This window comes from Micromonospora sp. NBC_01638, from assembly GCF_045209745.1.
GTDB lineage: Bacteria > Actinomycetota > Actinomycetes > Mycobacteriales > Micromonosporaceae > Micromonospora.
In genome coordinates this window covers 4,771,926-4,791,839 of sequence record NZ_CP109273.1, presented here as the reverse complement: position 1 = coordinate 4,791,839, position 19,914 = coordinate 4,771,926, and the positions used below count along the sequence as shown (strand labels likewise).

At 65.8% G+C, this 19,914-nt stretch carries 20 protein-coding genes and 1 pseudogene; 12 read left to right on the top strand and 9 right to left on the bottom strand.

Features of this window, described 5'->3' with window-relative positions; all coding sequences use genetic code 11:
* Position 1 precedes the first annotated feature (1 nt).
* Positions 2-1,138, bottom strand: a complete 1,137-nt coding sequence (locus tag OG811_RS22625) for an ISAs1 family transposase (protein ID WP_406068496.1) — start codon at positions 1,136-1,138, stop codon at positions 2-4.
* 172 nt (positions 1,139-1,310) lie between these two features.
* On the opposite strand from OG811_RS22625, the pseudogene OG811_RS22620 reads away from it, so the two are divergent.
* Positions 1,311-1,604: pseudogene (locus OG811_RS22620) on the top strand (tyrosine-type recombinase/integrase); the annotation flags it as partial.
* A gap of 587 nt (positions 1,605-2,191) precedes the next feature.
* Here the strand turns inward: OG811_RS22620 and OG811_RS22615 are convergent.
* Both OG811_RS22615 and OG811_RS22610 read right to left on the bottom strand, forming a co-directional pair.
* Positions 2,192-2,443: a hypothetical protein gene (locus OG811_RS22615; protein WP_406068494.1), complete on the bottom strand. Its 252-nt coding sequence runs from the start codon at positions 2,441-2,443 to the stop codon at positions 2,192-2,194.
* Positions 2,444-2,450: 7 nt separating this feature from the next.
* Complete coding sequence (locus OG811_RS22610) at positions 2,451-2,609, bottom strand: FAD-dependent oxidoreductase (protein WP_406068493.1); 159 nt, start codon at positions 2,607-2,609, stop codon at positions 2,451-2,453.
* Positions 2,610-3,290: 681 nt separating this feature from the next.
* On the opposite strand from OG811_RS22610, the gene OG811_RS22605 reads away from it, so the two are divergent.
* Positions 3,291-3,581: a DUF3040 domain-containing protein gene (locus tag OG811_RS22605; protein ID WP_406068492.1), complete on the top strand. Its 291-nt coding sequence runs from the start codon at positions 3,291-3,293 to the stop codon at positions 3,579-3,581.
* Positions 3,582-4,045: 464 nt separating this feature from the next.
* Here the strand turns inward: OG811_RS22605 and OG811_RS22600 are convergent, their stop codons facing one another.
* Positions 4,046-5,176, bottom strand: a complete 1,131-nt coding sequence (locus OG811_RS22600; protein WP_406068490.1) for a PucR family transcriptional regulator — start codon at positions 5,174-5,176, stop codon at positions 4,046-4,048.
* Between the two features lie 138 nt (positions 5,177-5,314).
* Positions 5,315-5,728: a hypothetical protein gene (locus OG811_RS22595; protein ID WP_406068488.1), complete on the bottom strand. Its 414-nt coding sequence runs from the start codon at positions 5,726-5,728 to the stop codon at positions 5,315-5,317.
* Positions 5,729-5,956: 228 nt separating this feature from the next.
* Between OG811_RS22595 and OG811_RS22590 the strand changes: the two genes are divergently transcribed.
* From OG811_RS22590 to OG811_RS22555, 8 genes are all read left to right on the top strand, one after another.
* On the top strand, positions 5,957-7,081 hold the full coding sequence (locus OG811_RS22590; protein WP_406068487.1) for a hypothetical protein: 1,125 nt from the start codon (positions 5,957-5,959) through the stop codon (positions 7,079-7,081).
* 672 nt (positions 7,082-7,753) lie between these two features.
* On the top strand, positions 7,754-8,302 hold the full coding sequence (locus OG811_RS22585; RefSeq protein WP_406068485.1) for a universal stress protein: 549 nt from the start codon (positions 7,754-7,756) through the stop codon (positions 8,300-8,302).
* Positions 8,303-8,365: 63 nt separating this feature from the next.
* Positions 8,366-9,367 carry an Acg family FMN-binding oxidoreductase gene (locus tag OG811_RS22580; RefSeq protein ID WP_406068484.1) on the top strand — a complete coding sequence of 334 codons (1,002 nt, stop codon included), beginning with the start codon at positions 8,366-8,368 and terminating at the stop codon, positions 9,365-9,367.
* Between the two features lie 92 nt (positions 9,368-9,459).
* A complete protein-coding gene (gene aceE, locus OG811_RS22575; RefSeq protein ID WP_406068483.1) occupies positions 9,460-12,177 on the top strand; it encodes a pyruvate dehydrogenase (acetyl-transferring), homodimeric type in 2,718 nt (905 codons plus the stop codon).
* Positions 12,178-12,433: 256 nt separating this feature from the next.
* On the top strand, positions 12,434-12,766 hold the full coding sequence (locus OG811_RS22570; protein WP_406068481.1) for a cupin domain-containing protein: 333 nt from the start codon (positions 12,434-12,436) through the stop codon (positions 12,764-12,766).
* Between the two features lie 43 nt (positions 12,767-12,809).
* Positions 12,810-13,406, top strand: coding sequence for a transposase (locus OG811_RS22565; protein ID WP_406068480.1), 597 nt, complete (start codon positions 12,810-12,812; stop codon positions 13,404-13,406).
* 147 nt (positions 13,407-13,553) lie between these two features.
* A complete protein-coding gene (locus OG811_RS22560; RefSeq protein WP_406068479.1) occupies positions 13,554-13,928 on the top strand; it encodes an META domain-containing protein in 375 nt (124 codons plus the stop codon).
* A gap of 336 nt (positions 13,929-14,264) precedes the next feature.
* The gene (locus OG811_RS22555) at positions 14,265-15,494 is read left to right on the top strand and encodes an ISAs1 family transposase (protein WP_406068478.1); all 1,230 of its coding nucleotides are present in this window, start codon (positions 14,265-14,267) and stop codon (positions 15,492-15,494) included.
* A 222-nt stretch (positions 15,495-15,716) separates the two neighbouring features.
* Here OG811_RS22555 and OG811_RS22550 read toward each other — a convergent pair whose 3' ends face one another.
* The 3 genes from OG811_RS22550 to OG811_RS22540 form a co-directional block, all read right to left on the bottom strand.
* Positions 15,717-15,962 (bottom strand): hypothetical protein, encoded by a 246-nt coding sequence (locus OG811_RS22550; protein WP_406068477.1) that lies wholly within the window; start codon positions 15,960-15,962, stop codon positions 15,717-15,719.
* Between the two features lie 151 nt (positions 15,963-16,113).
* The gene (locus OG811_RS22545; protein WP_406068013.1) at positions 16,114-17,517 is read right to left on the bottom strand and encodes an IS1380 family transposase; all 1,404 of its coding nucleotides are present in this window, start codon (positions 17,515-17,517) and stop codon (positions 16,114-16,116) included.
* 103 nt (positions 17,518-17,620) lie between these two features.
* A complete protein-coding gene (locus OG811_RS22540) occupies positions 17,621-17,914 on the bottom strand; it encodes a DUF6228 family protein (protein WP_406075869.1) in 294 nt (97 codons plus the stop codon).
* A gap of 39 nt (positions 17,915-17,953) precedes the next feature.
* On the opposite strand from OG811_RS22540, the gene OG811_RS22535 reads away from it, so the two are divergent.
* Positions 17,954-18,364 (top strand): hypothetical protein, encoded by a 411-nt coding sequence (locus tag OG811_RS22535; RefSeq protein WP_406068475.1) that lies wholly within the window; start codon positions 17,954-17,956, stop codon positions 18,362-18,364.
* A gap of 173 nt (positions 18,365-18,537) precedes the next feature.
* Here OG811_RS22535 and OG811_RS22530 read toward each other — a convergent pair whose 3' ends face one another.
* Positions 18,538-19,053 (bottom strand): hypothetical protein, encoded by a 516-nt coding sequence (locus OG811_RS22530; protein WP_406068474.1) that lies wholly within the window; start codon positions 19,051-19,053, stop codon positions 18,538-18,540.
* A 135-nt stretch (positions 19,054-19,188) separates the two neighbouring features.
* Between OG811_RS22530 and OG811_RS22525 the strand changes: the two genes are divergently transcribed.
* On the top strand, positions 19,189-19,863 hold the full coding sequence (locus tag OG811_RS22525; protein WP_406068472.1) for an SMI1/KNR4 family protein: 675 nt from the start codon (positions 19,189-19,191) through the stop codon (positions 19,861-19,863).
* Positions 19,864-19,914: the final 51 nt, after the last annotated feature.

The window sequence follows — 19,914 nt, the reverse complement described above, 5'->3', positions numbered from 1 at the left end:
GTCAGGTGATGCCGAGTAGGGCCAGCGGGCGGGTGCTGTCGCGGGCGTGATGCCGGTTGGCGGCGGCGATGTTGGTGACGCCGGTGCTGCGGAGTGCGCCGATGGCGGCGTTGCGTAGGGCGGCCATGACTTGGGGTCCGGTGCCGGTGCGGATCTGGGAACGATCCTCGTCGTAGGTGACGTCGCGGACCCAGTGGACCTTGTTCTCAATCGACCAGTGACCGCGGACCCAGCTCGCGAGTTGCGCCGGCCTGGCCTGGTGGACGCGGAGGTCGGTGATCGCGTAGACGGTCTCGGTGGTGAACCGTTTCGGCTGGTCGAGGCGGCGTCTGCGGCGGCGGATCTGCAGGGCCTGGGCGGCATGCGGGAAGTCGATCCCGGTGGAGACGGTGAGGATCTTGCAGGTGCGGATCTCGCGGCGGCCGTGTCCGCGGTCGGTGTCGCGTGCGGCGTCCGGGACGGCCCGCCAGGGCAGGCCGGCGAGTTGGGCGTGCAGGCTGGGCTGGTTGGCCTTGACGGTCAGGATCCAGTGGGCGCCGCGTTCGGCGAGGTAGGCGACGTGCTCACGTTGGCAGTGCAGGGCGTCGGCGGTGATCACGGTGTCGCGGAGGTCGCTGATCTGGTCGAGCAGCGGCTGGAATCGGGTGATCTCGTTGGTCTTGCCGTCCACGTCGGTGCTGGCCAGGACCACGCCGGTAGCCTGGTCGCAGGCCGCGAGGACATGCTGGGCGGCGGTGTCGGACGTGCGGGAGCCGCGGAGTGTCTTGCCGTCCACGGCGATCGCCCGCCGCTCGGCTGGCGATGTCGCCATGGCCCGGGTGGACAGCCACCCGCTGACGGCCGCGGTGAGCAGGTCCGGGTCCAGGGCCTGCAACAACCGGCGGATCATCGCCTCCGACGGGCGCCGGTCCGGGGCGATACCTAACGCGACGACGGTCGCAGCGGGGACGTCAGCGATCCACTCGGCGATCGCGGTGTAGGAGCGGTAGCCGGCCACCACGGCACAGACCGCTGCGGTCACCACCACGGTCAACCGGTGCCGGACACCGCGACGGGCGCGAGGATCCGGCAGACCCGTCAACGCCGCGGGCAGCCCAGCAGCGGCTTCGTGCACGGTGACAGCCGGTGCGTCGGACACAGACGAGATCAGCGATGATGGCAGAGCGGGCATGACTCACTTCGGACGATCAATAAGGCGTAGGAACCTCGATGATCATCTGAACCGGTCATGCCCGCCCTGCTACCACCAGCAAGGGCGCGTCTACACCAACCACATCAAGCCGGGCACCCCCGCGACTTTGCCGGGGCCCTGGCACGACACCGGCATGATCTTCACGACCCGCTACGGACTGCCGGTCGAACCCCGCAACTTCAACCGCTCCTACGACAGCCGCATCGCCCGCACCGGAATCCCAAAGATCACCGTTCACGACGCCCGCCGCACCTGCGGTTCGCTGCTCGTCGACCTGGACGTGCACCCCCGGGTCGCGATGGCGATCCTGCGGCACGCGGACTTCTCGATCACGATGGAGATCTACAGCCAGGTCTCGTCCAAGACGACCCGTGAGGCTCTGCGGAGGCTCGGCGAAAGCCTCGATCAATGAGCCGTTGCTGTACTTCGCTGCTGTACAAGATCAGAAATGGCCATCCGGAAGATTCCGAATGGCCTCTGACCTGCGTCGGGACGGCCGGATTCGAACCGACGACCCCTTGTTACCAAACGTAGCCATCCCGACCTTGTCATTGACTGCCAGAAGTAGGCGCTGAGCTGCACAGACACGCTCAAGCATCGATCGCTTCTTGTCACTGATTGTCAACCTCGGGCAGGGGTTTTCGGGGGGGTAAACGGGGGGAGGCTGACAGGACGTCACCCGGTCCACCGCGCCCACTCGCCCGCCATCGGAACCTCTCGTCCGGACGAGAGCGACGTCTTCCTACCTATCGTGACCCGCCTACAGCAGGCATTGGGGGACGATGTCGATCGGTCGACATGAATCTCTGCCAAATGCCGATTGCCCCTCGTCGGCGCCATCCCGCTCGGTTGACCGTCAGCCAGCCTTGACGGGGCCCGAGCCCAGCCATCCGGACCCGTCTTGGCACGTGAGCCTCTCAGCCGGATGCGCCTCAGCAACCCGATCACGTGCACGCTCATGTCGATGACAGCGCATCTCCACACCTGGGACAACGGCTCCTACTGAGCTATGCGGACCGGCTCCCAGAGAGCCTCCTGCCAGGCGCGCTGCAGCAGACTGGTAAGTGCTTCGTCGCCGGGGAACGCTGTCTCGTCCACGGCAGCGATCGGCTGCGCTGAGCAGTGCGAGTTGGTCGCGGCAGCGGCTCTCATGCCGTTCAGTGATTCGCGCGTCAAGCGCCGTGTCTCGTCGGGAATGCCGAGCCTTCGCAGGCCCAGCCGAAGCACCTGCATGGTGATGCCGGCCAGCATCGGGGCTTCAGGCCAGATGACCCGGTCGCCGTCCCTGGTCCCGCTCGTAGCCGGTGACGCCCGCGCCGGCCCCCTGCAGGAACCAGGCGGTGGACAGGCCCACCATCCCCGCCCCGATGACGGCAACGTCGTCCGTAGGAACGTGCCCTTGATATGCGGATGGCATGCCGTTCCTCATCTCTGCGTTAGGCCACATCCACCATCTCCAGGCGCGCAGGCGAGCCGACAGGGTAGGCACCGGCGAACCTGCGGGCTCGCTTCCTGCTGGCGGCCGGCAACCAACTGTCAGGGCAAGCTGGGGAGCAGTGGTTGTTGCGGCCGTGGTCACGGCCTGCCTGTCGATGCCGCAGACACCTGGGATGGCTATCCGAACCGCAGGTCGTCGTCCCGGGCACCTTGTGTGGTGCGGTACCCCAGGACGTGGCCGGCCAGTTGCTCGAGCAGCCCAGGGCCCGGCGCGCTGGTCGCGTTCGTATCCGAGAAGCCGCCCCGCAGCGCCCGGCAGTGACGATCACCGCGGTGGTCTGTTCACAATGCTCACCGAGGTCGTCGCGCTTGGTTCAAACAGTGCCGGTGCGGACAGGCTGGTCGGCGAAAGCCCTCGGACCGCCTTACCGGAGCTCGGCAAATTACGACCATCGGATTGACCGTCCCATCGACTGTTCACCAGAGCTCGCAGCGTGAAAACTGCCGTTAGACAACGACGACTCGTGACCGATGGGCTTGTGTCCAGCGCCACCTCGTGATGCTGAACGCGTAGGAGACATAGACGCGTGCGCGGTCGGCGACGGGCAACCACCGCTTACGCCGCACGCGGTCACCCAGTGGGGAAAGGCAGGGCGACATCATGCTGAGCGACGCCGAGCAGCGAAAGCTGACCGAAATCGAGTTGAACCTGCAGACCGAGGATCCCCTCTTCGTGAGGAGCTTCAGTGATCGGAGTCGGTGGCGGTTGAGGCGGTGCGGCATGACTGGGCGCGGCTGGCTTATCATGAGTGCGCTGATCATGTGCCTCGCCGTGTTGATGATCAACGCATGGGTGGCCGCCTTGGCAGCGGCCATCGCCGTTATTGGTGCCGGTCTGCGGCTCAATGACTCCTGGCGACTCAGAATTCGGCGGCTCTCGGCGCGTCCTTGAACGCATCGAGAATTTTATGATCATCGCGAACGAACTCCGACCTACGCACAAGTTGCACGTTGCGGACGACCGGCAACTAAAGCACACTCAGGTGGTCGCTACGAGCCCATGCGCCTTCGAGGACAGCGGTCGCACAAGGAACGCGTCAGTGCCATAAAGTTGGCCATAACCGATCGCCGTCAGTCATACAAAGAAGTATAATTTTCGAAGTAATCTGCAACGGAACAGAAGGAGCGCGACAATGCCACTAACGTTTGGACACGACGAGGAACATCAGACCTTCTTGATCGGTGACCACGCGTTCGAGGCTTGTCCGCGTCCCGCGCGGACCGATACATTCTCCCAAGATTCAGTCGACGACGTCGTCGACGTGTGGGGTAAGGATTCCTTTCCAGCAAGCGATCCGCCGTCGAACTGGTGAGCCCCCGTAGCTGCGGTACGCAACGTTCTCGTTCCAGCTCTAGCTAGCCCGGCGTCGGTAGCTCTTGTTGCGGCCAGTTGAGGGCACGTGCCCCGAGCAGGGCTGCCTGCAAAGTAAAGCGGTGGGCCGGGTCGAACGGGTTGTATCCGGTGAGCATTTTGATACGTTGGAGACGATACGTCACCGTACGCACCGACACGTGTATGCGTTTTGCCGACTCCGTCGCCACGCCGCCCGTATCGAAATACGCCTCCAGTGTTGCCAGTAGTGACTCTCCCGCGCCTCGTGCTTGTGTGAGAGGGCTGAGCACCGCATGCACCAATTCAACGATTGCCGGCTGATCGCGCAGTAACACCCGATAGATGAGCAGGTCTCGTGCACTGACAACCGGGCTGCCCACCCGCAGTCGCGCCGCCATGGTCAAGGCCTCACGAGCCTCCTCGTAGGAACGAGCGATGCCGTACAGCCCTGGATGCGGACGGCCGACGGCTACCTGCCACGGCTGGCCGCGCGGCAGACGGCGCAGTTGGTCGTGCATCAAACGGCCGAGCTCCGTGGTCGCATCCCGACCCGACGGCATCCGCACCGCATCGATGGCGTCCGCGGGAGCCAAGACCACCAGGAGGCCATTCTTGGTGGCGACAAGCACGTCACGATCACCCAGCCGGTCGAAGATGACCGACTCGAGCGCCGTGATAGCGGCGTCGGTGTCGGGAAGCCGGCGACTTGGTGCGGCCAATGCCACTTGATGGACGCGAGCCAGGTCGAGACCGAACGGTTCAGCCCGATCGACCAGCGCACCCAGGTCGGGGTCGCCGCGAAGTAGGTCGTCGATCAGCTCGCGACGAAGGGTCTCTTCGCGACGGACGAGGTCCCGGCGAGCCGTCGCATAGCCCTCGGCAAGAGTCGCCACCGCATCGTCGATGACGTACAGCACGGCGGCCGCAGCCGCCCGGACCGCTTCACGGTCGCGGCTACGCACGACAATCGGCAAATCCTGCCACAGCCGACGTGCCGCCGACAGATAGAGCTGAACCACCCGCCCAGCCGAAACGCCCTGCTCCGCAGCCCTGCGTCCCAAGACCTCCACAGCATCCAGTTCAGACCGCTTCGGTCTCCGCCCCGTTATCGCCGCATCTGCCAACAGGCCGAGATAATCGCCGAGCAGTTCCACCGAGACACCTCCCGCGTCTTGGCTCGCCCCTGCTGCGACCTCGCGGAGCCAGTGGTCGTCCGATTCGGCCACCGAGGCTGCCGATGCGCTGTTCCGAAATCCAGATGCCATCACATTCCGCACTTTCTCGAGCGTCTGTCAGGCTTCGCTCACATCAACAACCAGGTCATCGACCCGGGCAATGAACTCACCGCTGCACGTATGTTCGGCATACGCACGAGATGTCGCCACCTGCCACCGGCGAACATCGACCAGCCGCCGCACACCGGCATCGACCAGCAGGCCCGTCCACTCCTCCTCGGTTACCGTGCCGTGTCCGACGGTAAGCAGTCGCACCGTCATAGCAAGCTCCTCGAACGCGCATACCCGACGGGCCGGTGACGCGCGACCGGCAGGCTCGCTGCCTCCCACCGAAGCGAATTCCTGAGCTCGCAGTCCACCTCCAGCGATGTCGTCGGACTCCACCTTGCCGCGCGGCGTCAGGTCTCTGTCAGAGCGGTCGACGGCGACGAGCGACTGTTCAGGTTGCCGACCTTCAGCAACGAAGAGCATGACGGAAGGAGACCCTATAACGAACTAGATCGATGTTGCAGCGTCTGTGTCGATCAAAGATTTCCTAGGGTCGGCAGTGTAGGTCTGCTTTATCTGGCCGTCACACGCCTGTTTCCCGTCCGGACCACCGGTGACGATGGGCGAACGCACAGAGTCCGGCAGCCGCCCACCGCCGGGGCACGTCCCGGACTCTCTTCGTACCGGTGCACGACCTGATGAGAGGCTGGGATGGATCTTTTCAAGAGGGCGGATCTGCTGAGGCTGGCGGACGACAGCGGTGGCGTACGGGTCTCGATGTTCCTGCCGACCCATCGCGGCGGGCCACAGAGCGACCGCAACCGCATCCGGCTTAAGAATCTGGTGCGCCACGCCCAGCAGGTGCTTCGCCACGAAGGTACACCCAGCACCGAGGTCGACGCGATCCTTGCACCGGCACGCGACCTCCTGCACCGCATGTGGTTGTGGCAGCGGCCGAGCGACGGACTTGCGTTGTTCCTCAGCGCCGGCTCGCTTCAGCCTGTCAGGGTTCCGATCCGGCTACCGGAATTGGTTACGGTCGGTGACCGGTTCGCCGTACGACCGCTGCTATCCCTACTCACAGCCGGCGGCCACTTCTACATCCTGGCCCTGAATCAAGAAGAGATCCGCCTCTTCCGTGGGTCACGCTTCGACGTTGACGAGGTGACGCTCGACGGTCTGCCGTTGGCCATGTGGCTGACCATGCCGCGCCGTCAGCCGATAAGGGCCCACGGGTTCCTTGTCGATCGCGGCGGCCCACACGCAGGGTTCCACGGCAATGACGCCGAATCGGCGCCGTTGATAATCGAACATTTTCGCCGCGTTGATCGAGCTCTGGCGGAAGTGCTCGCCGACGAGGACGCTCCCCTCGTGCTGGCGGGCGTACGATCCACGCAACAGCTTTACCGGCAGGTCAACACCCATCCCCGGCTCCTGGACACGGGAATCGACGCAAGCCCCTGGGACTTCAGCGCCGCGCAGCTACACCGACGTGCCTGGCCGCTCGTGGAGCCGACGTTACGCAGCGGTGAGGTTGCTGCCGTGGCGGCGTACCGGGCATTGCTCGGCAGCGACCGCACCCGTACCGAACCGGCCGAAATTCTCGCCTTCGCAGAGCAGGGACGCATCGAGACGTTGTTTCTCTGCGCCGACAGGGCCGGCGGCGGTACCTCGTTCCCCGCAGGACCGTCGGTCCGACTCACCTCGGCTTCGTTCCACGAAGAGCGTCTCGATCTCGCCGCCGTGGCGACACTTCGCCACGGCGGTGCGGTATATATGGTTTCACGATCACGGATGCCTGATGTCACGTCAGCCGCCGCGATGCTGCGATATTGAGGTCGCAGACCAGCACGGTGTGCCGGCCGGCCAGAGCGTGAATCGGACAGTTGAGCAGGTGCGTGCTCTCTGCGCTGATGTGGGGCGCGAAGCCGAGGTGATCGCGCACGTCGGAGATGCTCTCGCCCGGCTGGCTCGTCCGCGTCCGCGCGGCCGGCCGGGACCCGGTAGCGGGCGGTGCGCAGGCCGGCGTCCACGAGCTTGTCCAGGTGGAAGGCCGCGAGCCAGGTGGCGGCCTCGTTGAAGAGGCAGGGGCGCGGTCGGCACCGACCGTCGCCAGCGACAGCAGGCAAAGTCGTCCGCCGCTACCGTCAGTAGTTTCAGGACAACGCCGCTCGCTGCCGACGCCCGGCAAGAATCCCTGGTCACCGATGCAACGCCTCGAAGGCGAGTCGACTGCCCGTGCTGACCGGATCGACTTTGCCGATCCTCGGCAGATTCGTCTACCCGTATTGGTCATCGGTGGCTCTACCCACCGATCCGGGGGACGCGGATGCTGAATTCGAGGATCGGCCGAGGAACCCGAGGCCAAGGTGGTCGTGGGCGCTCGTGGGCTTGGGCCATCTGCCTCAAGCAGCGCGATAGATCAAAGAGCGTGCGCCAAAACAGCACGCTCCGTTCCTAACGCGCCAGGCATGGCAGCCGGACACCGGCCCCCAGGACAGGAGGCGCATGATGATCCACAACCGCAGTCCGCAGCAGCCGGAACAACGACCGATCGTCGTCGGCGTTGACGGTTCACCAGGTTCGAAAGCCGCTCTGCGATGGGCCTTGGACCAGGCGGAACGAACGACGGCCACCGTTGAGACGGTCATCGTGTGGGCACCGGAGGCAGCGTTCTACTACGGCTACGAGTGCGCATCGATGGCCGCCGCCGGCGAGGATCTGGCCGCCGCCGCGGACACAGTGCTGATGGACACCCTCGTGGAGGTCACCGACGAGCGCGGACGATCGGCACCGATAAAGCCGCGCGTACTGCAAGGTCGTCCGGTCGCGGAACTCCTGCATGCTGCCGGCTCAGCTCAGCTGCTCGTTCTGGGCGGACCCACCCACGGAAGGATCGCGGGGTTGGTACGGGGCTCGGTAAGTCACGAATGCCTACAACACGCCCCATGCCCGGTGCTGATCGTGCCGGCGACACCAGGCGTGCTTGCGGCGAGCGCCCACGCCGACAAACCGGGCAGGGCAGCTGCGCATCCGGCCGAAGGAATGACGCTCTAGCCGAGCCCGCCCCTGCCCCAGGGCATCGACCGCTGGAGATGACGCCACCACGAAGGACAAGAGATGAACTCCTCGACCTCGTACACCGAGCAACTGACCGATGCACTTGTCGACGCGGCGATTCAGGCCGTCCGCCATGCGCCGTCCGTGCTCAACACGCAGCCATGGCGCTGGCGCGTGCATCCTGCACGGTTGGAACTGTTCGCCGATCGCAGCCGTCAACTGAGCGCCATGGACCCGGACGGCAGGCTGCTGATGCTCAGTTGCGGAGTGGTCCTTGATCACGTCCGCGTCTCCCTCGCTGCTCAGGGCTGGGTATCGCACGTCCGTCGAACGTCGAGTACATCGACGCCTGAACTGCTCGCCACGCTGACATCCTTCGATCGCGTCGAGATCACTCCAAAGGCGCAACATCAGGCGCACGCCATGCGCAGGCGGTACACCGACCGGCGGCCCGTCAGCGAACAACCCCTCTCCCCAGCTGTCATCCGCGCCGTCGCCGCATCGGCCGGTGAGCGCGTACGACTGCACGTGCTATCCCCCGATCAGGTGTTTGACCTGTCGGCGGCCGCCTCAAGGGCCGTCACCGCGGCAGCGAAGGACGCATTCGCGCGCGCCGAACTGGAGTACTGGACCAGCAGAACGATGCCCGAGGGCTCAGGATTACCCGCTGCTGTACTGCCAGACCACTGTCCGCAGACGACGGTGCCAGGCTGTCGCTTCGGTCACCTAGGGACGCTACCCACCGGGTCAGGGCATGACCGCGCGGCGACCTACGCGTTGCTCTACGGCGACGAAGATGATGCCGAGCGCTGGCTGGAGGCCGGTGAAGCCCTGTCGACGGTGTGGCTCACCGCCACCGCGCTGAATGTGTCGGTGCTGCCGCTCAGCGATGTCGTCTCGGTGCCTGCCACCCGGGAAGCCCTGCGACGCATGCTGCGGACCTTCGACCATCCCTATCTGGCATTGCGGCTCGGCATTGCCGAACCGCAGTCCGGTACGCCGCCGCGTACGCCTCGCCTCCCGGCCGCTCAGCTCATCGACGCAGTCCCCTGGACGGCGTGACGCCCCACCGCAACAGCACTTTCTGATCCACCAGAGCCGATCGAGCGGGTCGCGTGCAGATGAGCCCGGCCGACGTCTAGAACAGGATGACGATGAACCACACGCCGAAACGGCGCCCGGTGATCAGCGACGGCCTGCCGAGCCAACTTCCGGACATCGACCCCGAGGAAACCCGCGAGTGGGTCGAGTCGCTCGACGGAGTCATCGACGAAGGTGGCGCCAAGCGCGCCCGCTACGTAATGTTGCGCCTGCTCGAACGGGCCCGGGAGCGACGGGTCGGGGTGCCGCCGCTGACGTCGACGGATTACATCAACACGATCTCGCCGGAGCAGGAGCCCTGGTTCCCCGGTGACGAGTTCGTCGAGCGGCGGATCCGGGCGTACATCCGGTGGAACGCCGCGATGCTGGTGCACCGCGCGCAGCGCCCGGAGATCGGTGTCGGCGGGCACATCTCCACGTACGCGTCGTCGGCAAGCCTCTACGAGGTCGGCATGAACCACTTTTTCCGCGGCAAGGACCACCCGGGCGGCGGCGACCACATCTTCTTCCAGGGCCACGCGTCCCCGGGCATGTACGCCCGCGCGTACCTGGAGGGCCGGCTCGGCGAGAACGACCTGGACGGCTTCCGCCAGGAGCTCTCGCACCCGGGTGGCGCCCTGCCGTCGTACCCGCACCCCCGGCTCATGCCGAACTTCTGGGAGTTCCCGACGGTCAGCATGGGTCTCGGCCCGCTGAACGCGATCTACCAGGCGCGCTACAACCGCTACCTGCACAACCGCGGCATCAAGGACACCAGCCAGCAGCACGTCTGGGCGTTCCTGGGCGACGGTGAGATGGACGAGGTTGAGTCGCTCGGCGCGATCGGGGTGGCGGCCCGCGAAGAGCTCGACAATCTGACCTTTGTGGTCAACTGCAACCTGCAGCGCCTCGACGGTCCGGTCCGCGGCAACGGCAAGGTCATCCAGGAGCTGGAGGCGTTCTTCCGCGGCGCCGGCTGGAACGTCATCAAGGTCGTCTGGGGCCGCGAGTGGGACCCGCTGCTCGCCGCGGACACCGACGGCGCGCTGGTCAACCTCATGAACACCACCACCGACGGCGACTACCAGACGTACAAGGGCGAGTCCGGCGCGTACGTGCGGGAGAACTTCTTCGGCCGTGACCAGCGCACTCGCAAGCTGGTCGAGAACATGACCGACGACGAGGTGTGGAACCTCAAGCGCGGCGGGCACGACTACAAGAAGCTGTACGCGGCGTACAAGGCAGCGACCGAGCACACCGGCCAGCCGACGGTGATCCTGGCCAAGACCATCAAGGGCTGGACGCTGGGCTCGCACTTCGAGGCCCGCAACGCCGCGCACCAGATGAAGAAGCTGACCCTGGACGACCTGAAGGGCTTCCGGGACCGGCTGCACCTTGAGATCAGCGACAAGCAACTGAAGGAGAACCCGAACCTTCCGCCATACTTTCACCCGGGCGAGAGGTCCGGCGAGTGGCAGTACATGATGGAGCGGCGCCGTGCGCTGGGCGGCTTCGTTCCCACCCGCACGGTGACAAGTCGACCGCTCAGCATGCCCGGTGGGGCCGCCTACGCGAGCGTGAAACGCGGATCAGGCAACCAGCCGGTAGCCACGACCATGGCACTGGTCCGGCTGCTCAAGGACCTGATGAAAGACCCTGAGATCGGCCACCGATTCGTGCCGATCATCCCGGACGAGGCTCGTACGTTCGGACTGGACGCTCTGTTCCCGACCAAGAAGATCTACTCACCGCACGGGCAGACGTACGCGTCGGTGGACAGGGATCTGCTGCTGAGCTACCGCGAGTCCCGCAGCGGCGTACTCCTGCATGAGGGGATCACCGAAGCCGGTTCCACCGCGTCGTGGACAGCCGTCGGCACGTCCTACGCGACCCACGGCGAACCAATGATCCCGCTGTACATTTTCTATTCGATGTTCGGGTTTCAGCGCACCGGCGACGGCTTCTGGGCGGCCGCCGACCAGATGACCCGCGGCTTCCTGCTCGGCGCCACCGCCGGCCGGACCACGCTCAACGGTGAGGGCCTGCAACACCAGGACGGCCACTCACTGCTGATCGCCTCCACCAACCCGGCCTGCCTGGCCTACGACGCGGCCTACGCGTACGAACTCGGCCACATCGTCCGCGACGGCCTGCGCCGCATGTACGGCGAGCCGCAGGAAAACGTCTTCTACTACCTCACCCTCTACAACGAGCCGATCCTGCAACCGGCCGAACCGGAGAACGTCGACGTAGAAGGGATCTTGGCCGGAATGCATCGCATCTGCGGCGCCGACGACGCCGATGGCCCGACGGCGCATATCCTGGCTTCAGGCATCACCGTTTCGGCAGCGCTGGCAGCACAACGCTTACTCCACGACGAGTGGGACATCCACACCGACGTCTGGTCAGTCACGTCCTGGACCGAGCTACGCCGCGACGCCCTGGACACCGACCAATGGAACCTCCTGCATCCCGACGAACCGATCCGTGTCCCTTACCTGTCCCGTCGCCTCCAGGAACACCCCGCCCCCGTGGTGGCCGTATCCGACTGGATGCGCGCGGTGCCGGATCAGATCGCTCGGTTCGTCCCCGACCGGTGGGCGTCGCTGGGCACCGACGGCTTCGGCATGTCCGACACCCGCGAGGCGCTGCGCCGCCACTTCCGTATCGATGGGCCTTCAATCGCGCTACGCGTGATCCAGGAGCTGACGGCGAGTGGAACACTGGAATCAGACACGCTCCGCAAGGCGTCCGCAACATTCGGCCCAATCCCCGACGACGACGCGGTATGAGCTTGCGGTTTCCCCGACTGTCAACGCCTTGTCAACAGTACGGACCGCGGTTGGGCAGCCGGCATGGCGGACGTGTCGGTACGCAGCGACAGAACGGATTCGTCGGTGTCGCACTGCGCAGCCTCGAGTTGCCCGAAGGGCAGGTTTCGCCGCCTCAGTACCGTCCAAGGCTACAGCGGACTGGTCAAGGTCACGACGCTACTGTCAGCCGGCGTGCTACTGCTCACCTGCTGAAAGACGGAGGAAGGCGTACCCCATGCAATCGGCCCACCTCGACACACTCGCAAACGAGCTTCTCGCCGCAGCGCGCGGCGCGCACAGCGGCCGCAGCGCTCACACCCTGTTCGGCCGCCACGAGCACAAGCTCCGCCAAACCGTCATCGCGCTGATCGCCGGTCAACGCCTCGCCGAACACAACAGCCCCGGCGAAGCCACCTTGCAGGTACTGCGGGGTCGAGCCCAGTTGACCACGCCCACACAGCAATGGACGGGCCAAGCGGGAGACCACGTCATCATCCCCCGCGAACGCCATGAACTGCTCGCCGTCGAGGACACCGCCGTGCTGCTGACAGTCGTCAGCGCACCGTGAACGCACCCGCAGAAAAGGAAGGTCTCCCGGATGCGCCACCGCGTTGAAAGGACCCGTCAAAGGCGTCTGGTTCAAATGCCACGTCATCATTGATATTTACTCCCGGTATGTGACCGGCTGGCTCGTCGCGGCCGCCGAGGACGCGATCGTGGCCCGCGATTTCTTGGCTGACGCGGTCACCGCCAACGGGATCGAGCCGCACACCATCCACGCCGATCGCGGCGGCGCCATGACCTCGAAACCGGTGTCGGAAATGCTCGTCGACCTCGGTGTCCTGCGCTCGCATTCCCGGCCACGCACGTCAAACGACAACCCGTACTCCGAAGCCCAGTTCAAAACGATGAAGTACATGCCCGACTTCCCCGCCCGGTTCGGATCCCTCACCGACGCCCGCACGTTCTGCGACGCATTCTTCACCGCCTACAATCACGAGCACCGCCACTCCGGGATCGGCTGGCACACGCCCGCGTCGGTGCACTACGGCACCGCCGACCAGATCCGCCGGCACCGCCAGACCACCCTGAACGCCGCCTACACGCAGCACCCTGACCGGTTCACCCGCCGGCCCCGCGCACCCCAGCTCCCCGAGAAAGCCTGGATCAACCAGCCAACAACCGAGGCACAAACCGTCTCAGTTTGACTTGACAAATTCCGGACCGCATACCAGTTCGACGGGGCGGGATTGCCCGTACTCCTGGACGGACGAGGGCAAGCGGTCGCCCGGCTGATCCCCGGGGCGACACCTACCCCCGAGCCCGACAAGGCCGACTCCGTGCTGGAGCCGCCGATGGTCACCGACGAAGCGCGACGGGCCCTGACACCGGCCGTCGCACTACCGGCGACGCTCGTCCCCGCCGATGAGCGCCAGTTGATAGGCCGTTGGGCGCCCAAGAGCGGACACAAGGCGGCCTACCTGGAGTTCACGGCCGACGGCGAGTGGCACGGATCCGACGGCTGTAACGACCACAGCGGTCGGTGGATCACCGCTGCCGGCGGCACCCTGCTCGCCACCGCAAGAGCAGCCACGCTCGCGTTCTGCGCCGACAGCGTGCCGATCGAACAATGGGTCACGACGGCCAGACGAGCTGGGTTCGACGGAAAAGTCCTCGTGCTTCTGAACGCCCACGGCTCCGAGACAGGCCGGCTATCCCCCACGAGCTGAACACCGTCCTGCAACCGCCGTTGCCACGGCTTCACCGGCCGCTTGCCATGGTGCCGATTCACCGCGCGCCTGGACCAGCTACTCCAGCGGCGAGCACGGCATAGCGGCGATCGCACCAGACCCGACGGCGCCGACCACGCGGTCGTCACGGCCTCAGCGTCGCTCGGCCTCGTTGTAGGTAGCCCCAGGGCTATTGCGTAGTCGGTTGAAGGGTGTTTGAGCTGGGGTTTGATGTGGGACCGGTCGAGGGTGGGTCCATGTAGGACGGGTACGGCCCGTTGGTGATCATGGTGTTTGCGAAGACCACATGACCCAGAAGAAGGACCGCACCCGCCGATGTCATCATCACCCACCGAGATCCTGCTCCCGCACCGACCCACCGGCACACTCCCCGCCGTGGTCACTGAAGGTGATCGTCAGGGCTTGTTCGAGGTGTTGTCCACGATCCCTGACCCGCGTGATCCGCGTGGCTGCCGTTACTCGCTGGTGAGCATCCTGGCGGTGGCGGTCTGCGCGGTGCTGGCCGGGGCGTGCACGTTCGCGTCGGTGACCGATTGGGTGCGTAATCAGGACCAGGAGGTCTGGGATCGGCTCGGTTTCAGCGACCGGGTACCGGCGGCCACGACGGTGTGGCGGCTGCTGATCCGCATCGACGCCGATGTGCTCTCACGGGTGCTGGCCCGGTGGCTGTTGGCCCGAACAGCGCCGGTCACCATGGCCGGGCGGCGGTGGCGGCTCGTGATCGCCGTCGACGGCAAGGTCGAACGGGGCGCCCGGCTCGCTGACGGGCGGCAAGTTCATCTGCTGTCGGCGTACGACACCTCCACTGGTGTCGTGCTCGCCCAGGTGCGGATCGACGCGAAGTCCAATGAGATCCCGGCGTTCACTCCGCTGATGCGTCTGGTCGCCGCCCAGTTGGGATCGTTGCAAGACGTCCTGGTCGTCGCGGACGCGCTGCACGCCCAGACCGGGCACGCGGAACTCCTCGCAGCCGACGGCGGGCACCTGATGGTCACGGTCAAGGGGAACCAGCCGACCCTGCACAACCAGCTCAAATCCCTTCCGTGGGCGCAGATCCCGATCGGTTCCCAGACCCTCGAGACCGGCCACGGCCGCAAGGAAACCCGCACCGTCAAAACCGTCACCGTGGCCACTCCCGGCGAGATGGCGTTTCCCCACGCGCAGCAGGCCGTCCGAATCACCCGGACCCGCACGATCAAGGGCAACACCAGCCGCGAAGCGGCATACCTGACCGTGTCCCTGCCCGCCGAGCAGGCTCAACCCGCCGACCTCGGCACCTGGGCGCGGTCTGAATGGCACATCGAGAACCGCCTGCATTACGTCAGAGATGTGACACTACGTGAAGACGCTCACCAAGCCCGGACGGGCAACGGCCCCGCCGTCTTCGCGACACTCCGTAACACCTCGATCGGTTACCACCGCACAAACGGCGCCACGAACATCGCCGAAGCCACCCGACGCGCCAACCACCGCCCACACGACCTGATCGACGCCGTGACCACCAGCAATCCTGCCTTGACCAGGGGCAACCCCACTACGCAATAGCCCTGGGAGCGACCCGTCGTACTGGAAGGTTGGCGGGTCGTCCTTGCCGTCACAACGAACATAGCGCTACTGCACGAGTGGGCAGGGGTGCACGCGGGCACCGAGATAGGCGCCGCTCTGCGGCAGGATGATGACCTGCGGAAGGAGCCCGTTCTCGTCAACCTCGATCGGGGTGATGCGGCCGTCGGCCGCTCCACCGAGCGCCGGCCGCCTTTGCGGCCCCTAGTCCCTGATCGATTCCGTGTCGGTTTGTAGGCGCAGAAGTCGAGACTGGCTGATCACCTTAACGGCGGCCATTAGGTTTTCGTCTAATGCCACCGTTGGTTCTTCGCCGGCTGCGGCCGCGGTTTGCATTTCGACGAGCACTACGGTCGCAAGCCTCTCAGAAGTGCCCATGAGGTCTGGCGGCGGCGGTGCGGCGAGGGGATCTTGCTGATTCAGTTCGGCTCGGTGCTTCTGCCAGTCCATGACTAGCCTCGGTCTTTCACTTGGACGTCAGCCGATAGCCGGGATTCGATGAGTTCGATTCGCGTGGTTGATGGCGTTTTGTTGGTACGCCAAGAGTCCGGCGCGAGGCCGGGTTCCTCCGTGCTGCTGGTCGAGGCGTGAGTTGTAAGGGTCAGCCGGTGGGCCGGGGCAACGCCATAAGCTTGCTGAATGCGCTGGTCAGGGCATCGGTCCAGGGCCAGTTCGCGGCGATAGCGACCCGGGTCCGCCGAGCGGTGCGGGTGATCCGGGCAGCGACGTGCAGCAGCCGGTAGCGCAGCTTCTTCGGTTCGGCGGTGGCCAGATCGCCGTCCAGTAGCAGAGCCTGGGTCCAGGCGAGCAGGTCGATGCCGGTCAGCGCGAGTTGGAGCCAGGCCTGGTTGATCGCGAAGATCCGGGACGGGAACCGGCCGAAGCCGGTGTTCTTGCCGGTGCGGATGCGGTCTTCGACGCGGGCGTGTGCCCGATGCCGGGCCTCCAGGTGCTGGATACTCCCGGTGCCGGGCGGGGTGTCGGTGGCCACGACCTGGTGCCGCCAGCCTTCGATGGTGTCGAACAAGCTCAGTTGGGCGCCGGGGTGCGGGCGTTCCCGGCGGACCAGGAACCGGGTGCCTTCAGGCCAGCCTGCGGCGTCGAACAGGCCGGTGATCTCGCAGACCTCGGCATGTTCACGCAGGTCACCACTGGTATCAACGGCGGGGACCCAGCCGGTCGCGGCCCGGATCGCAGCCCTGACTGGTTCGGTGATCGCGGCACCGACACTGAATCGGATGTCGAGGTGGTGTTCGCGTAAGGACCTGATGTGGGCGAGGAAGCCGTGACTGGAGCCGGCCGAATCGGCGCGGAGCAGGATCGGGGTGCCGTGCCGCTGAGCGTCGGGGATCTGGGCGAGGGCTTGGTCGAGGACGGTGATGTGGTCGGTGGTGGTGTTCGAGCCGGCCCGGCCCTCGCGCAGCAGGCCGGCGAGGGCTTCGCCGGTGTTGTCCAGGAAACACAGCAGCGGATGGAAGCCGAAGGTCTTCTTCCACGTGCGGGTGGCCGATTCCTTGTCGGAGTGGCAGATCACGATGGTCGCGTCGATGTCGAGGACCAGGCCGTCGACCGGTTGGCCGGCGACTGTCGGTTGTGGCAGGTCGCCGCGGGTGTCGGCGTGCTGGGCCCAGGCGATCTCGCGGGCATGAGCTCGGGCGGCCCGCAGCTCGGCCAGCATCGTGGCGTCGAGCTGCGATAACAGTCGCCACGCGGTCGGGTCGGACGCGATCGGCCCGAACAGGGCCGCCTGGTCACGCAGTACCGCCAGATCGGCGATGGCCTCGCCCCCGTCAGCGAGCACCACGGCGAGGTCGACCGCGATCCGGCCCGGGTCGTGCCCGCGCTGCCGCTGCCGCTGCCGTAGCCCGGCCAACGCTTGGCTGAATGCGCTGGTCAAACCAGTCGCGTCAGCGAGATCGGCGATCAGCCGGGCACCGGCGTGACCGACCACGCCCCGCCCGTCCCCGGTCACCGTGATCTTCGGACGTGTTGCGGTAGCCTTCACCCAGCAAGTGCCTTCCGTGACGGGTTAACAGGACTCTCGACAAGCCCTATTTTCCCTGATCAGAAGGCACTTCTGCGTTTCCGGCCCACTCCTTGGACAACCCTTAACGAAGGGCCGAGGCTAGTGACTCCCACGCTCGCACGTCGTCCCACCCCGCGTACGACTCAGCGAGCTCGGCTGCCCACGACAAGATCCCGTCACCATTGAGCGTCCGAACCCGGGCCAGAGCATTGACGCCGTCATCGGCCAACTCGCACCGCAGGTCAAGTACCTCGTCGTCCCACGGTCGCCCGGCGCAACGAAGACGGACCGACCCAAGCCCGGCCTCGGCGGTGATCTCGACTCCGTCGTCCAACTGCCTCAACACCGGAAGAGCATGCCACTGGCGCTTGCCCATGGCGAAGGCTCGCAGCAGCGGTGATCGAAGATATGAGGCATGAGCCACCAGCATCACACCTTTCACAATCCTCCGTCGGCTACGCCAGCCGATGTGCGGACTGCTCTCGATCGCGAAGACATCAGCGCTGCCCTGAATGCCATGGTGGGGTGCGCGTTATACGGCGACGGCGATTGGAAAGAGTCGCAGGATCTCTACCTGGCCCTGCTGGATCACAATGACCACCAGGTGCAGACGCTCGCCGCCACCTGCCTCGGACACCTGGCCAGGGTCTACGGTCGACTTGACGAAGGGCTGGTCGTCGCCGCCTTGCGTGAACGGCGTGTCCGCCCTCATGTTAAGGGTACTGCCACCGACGCCTTGGAGGACATCGAACTCTTCTTGCACCCTCAGCGTGCGCGCTGGCGTGGACGGCTGTGGCGACTCGCCCGCCCGTGGACTTGGTTCTGAAGCCGCCGACCAGAGGCGTGCTGAGCGCCCCATGCCGCGCCGCTCCACCGCACCCGTACCCACTGGACTTGGTCACCGCGCAACCACGACTCACAAGCTGCCAGCCTCGCCAGCTGTTATCCCCGGGTGCCACAGTCCGTCGTTACGCGTGCGGCGCCTTTCGTGCGTACTCGTCAGTACGCCCAAGGCGAGGGGCCTTGCTTCAAGACGTACACGCGGCGGTCTGCATCGGTCGGCCACATAGTGATTTGGTACTCCAGATGGTCACCCACACCTTCCAGATCAAACCTGGCTGGCCGGCGGTCTGTCTGCGCGTAGGCGACCCGAACCCGGTATCGACCTGCCGGCAGCGGCATAGGTTCAACCTCGCTCGGAAGCTCCGTGGCACCGGTCACTGCCATCTTCCCCGAGGGCACCAGAATGTCTGCTTCGACGACGTGGTCGAAGGCGTCGAGAGATTCATCCTCGGGAGGCGTATCCAGCAGTACCAGCCTCACCGGTACGTAGTCATAGCGGGCCGTTCCGACCACGATGGAGTGACGCTCTACAGAGATGCGCCAGGTGTCATCGGCCTTGTCCCAGGTGTCTCCGTCAAAGATGTCCTCGGTCGCCTCCGCGTCCGAAATGACAAAGGCCAGATGATCGGCGTAGGGCTCGAAACAGCGAACGACCGTGCGGTCATCAGTCACGGCCGAACGCTACCAAGATCGGTACCGATCGCGAAGGGTACTCTGCGTGAGTCAGGCCGCATCCGGATCTGCCGCAAGTCGCGCGCTGGTCCGGGGACCGGTGTCGGGAGTCGGCAACAGTGGCACACTTCGCTCGTGAACGCGACGGTGGCAGTCGGCCGGCTCTCGGAGATCCTGGATTCTCTCGCGGCGCAGGGCTTCGACACCCGACCGCTGGTGGTCGATTCGCCGGCTTCGCCGGGCGAGGTCGATGCGGTAGAGGGCCAACTGGGGTGCAAGCTGCCGACGTCGTTGCGCCACTGCCTGACGACCGTCGCCAGCCGGGTGGAGTTCGCCTGGTTCGCGCCGGCTGAGCACACCTTCCCCGGTCCGTTCCGCGAGATCTTTTCCGGAAACCTGTGTTGGTCACTCAACGGTCTGCCCGATCTGATGACAGCAGTCCGAGGATGGGTTGACGACGTGTTCCCGGACCCGAGTGACTCCTACGACAGGGTCTGGCATCACAAGTTGCCGTTTATGGAGGTCGGCAACGGCGACTACCTAGCGCTGGACTTGGACGATGACGCGCACGGCCGAGTCGTCTACCTCAGCCACGACGACGGTGAAGGCCACGGCCGGACCATGGCCACCTCCTTCGAGGACTTGCTCATCCGCTGGATCCCCCTGGCCTGTCCGGGAGCCGAAGATTGGCAGTGGCTGCCGTTCTGCGCACGATCAGACGGGGGCCTCGACCCCTCGTCCGCGATAGCCCGGGAATGGACTGCGCTCGTACGACTCAAGAGCGGCCCACTCGCAGTCGAGGGACTGTGAACGTCCGGATTTGCCGCGACGAGGGCGGGAGCCTTTCGTTGCAGGGGCTGC

Coding starts and splice junctions, on each gene's coding strand:
- OG811_RS22570 (WP_406068481.1), top strand. CDS start 12,434: ATGCAATCGGCCCACCTCGACACACTCGCAAACGAGCTTCTCGCCGCA.
- OG811_RS22590 (WP_406068487.1), top strand. CDS start 5,957: ATGGATCTTTTCAAGAGGGCGGATCTGCTGAGGCTGGCGGACGACAGC.
- OG811_RS22555 (WP_406068478.1), top strand. CDS start 14,265: ATGTCATCATCACCCACCGAGATCCTGCTCCCGCACCGACCCACCGGC.
- aceE (WP_406068483.1), top strand. CDS start 9,460: ATGAACCACACGCCGAAACGGCGCCCGGTGATCAGCGACGGCCTGCCG.
- OG811_RS22605 (WP_406068492.1), top strand. CDS start 3,291: ATGCTGAGCGACGCCGAGCAGCGAAAGCTGACCGAAATCGAGTTGAAC.
- OG811_RS22610 (WP_406068493.1), bottom strand. CDS start 2,609: ATGCCATCCGCATATCAAGGGCACGTTCCTACGGACGACGTTGCCGTC.
- OG811_RS22550 (WP_406068477.1), bottom strand. CDS start 15,962: ATGGACTGGCAGAAGCACCGAGCCGAACTGAATCAGCAAGATCCCCTC.
- OG811_RS22560 (WP_406068479.1), top strand. CDS start 13,554: ATGGTCACCGACGAAGCGCGACGGGCCCTGACACCGGCCGTCGCACTA.
- OG811_RS22535 (WP_406068475.1), top strand. CDS start 17,954: ATGAGCCACCAGCATCACACCTTTCACAATCCTCCGTCGGCTACGCCA.
- OG811_RS22540 (WP_406075869.1), bottom strand. CDS start 17,914: ATGGGCAAGCGCCAGTGGCATGCTCTTCCGGTGTTGAGGCAGTTGGAC.
- OG811_RS22585 (WP_406068485.1), top strand. CDS start 7,754: ATGATGATCCACAACCGCAGTCCGCAGCAGCCGGAACAACGACCGATC.
- OG811_RS22580 (WP_406068484.1), top strand. CDS start 8,366: ATGAACTCCTCGACCTCGTACACCGAGCAACTGACCGATGCACTTGTC.
- OG811_RS22595 (WP_406068488.1), bottom strand. CDS start 5,728: ATGCTCTTCGTTGCTGAAGGTCGGCAACCTGAACAGTCGCTCGTCGCC.
- OG811_RS22615 (WP_406068494.1), bottom strand. CDS start 2,443: ATGCTGGCCGGCATCACCATGCAGGTGCTTCGGCTGGGCCTGCGAAGG.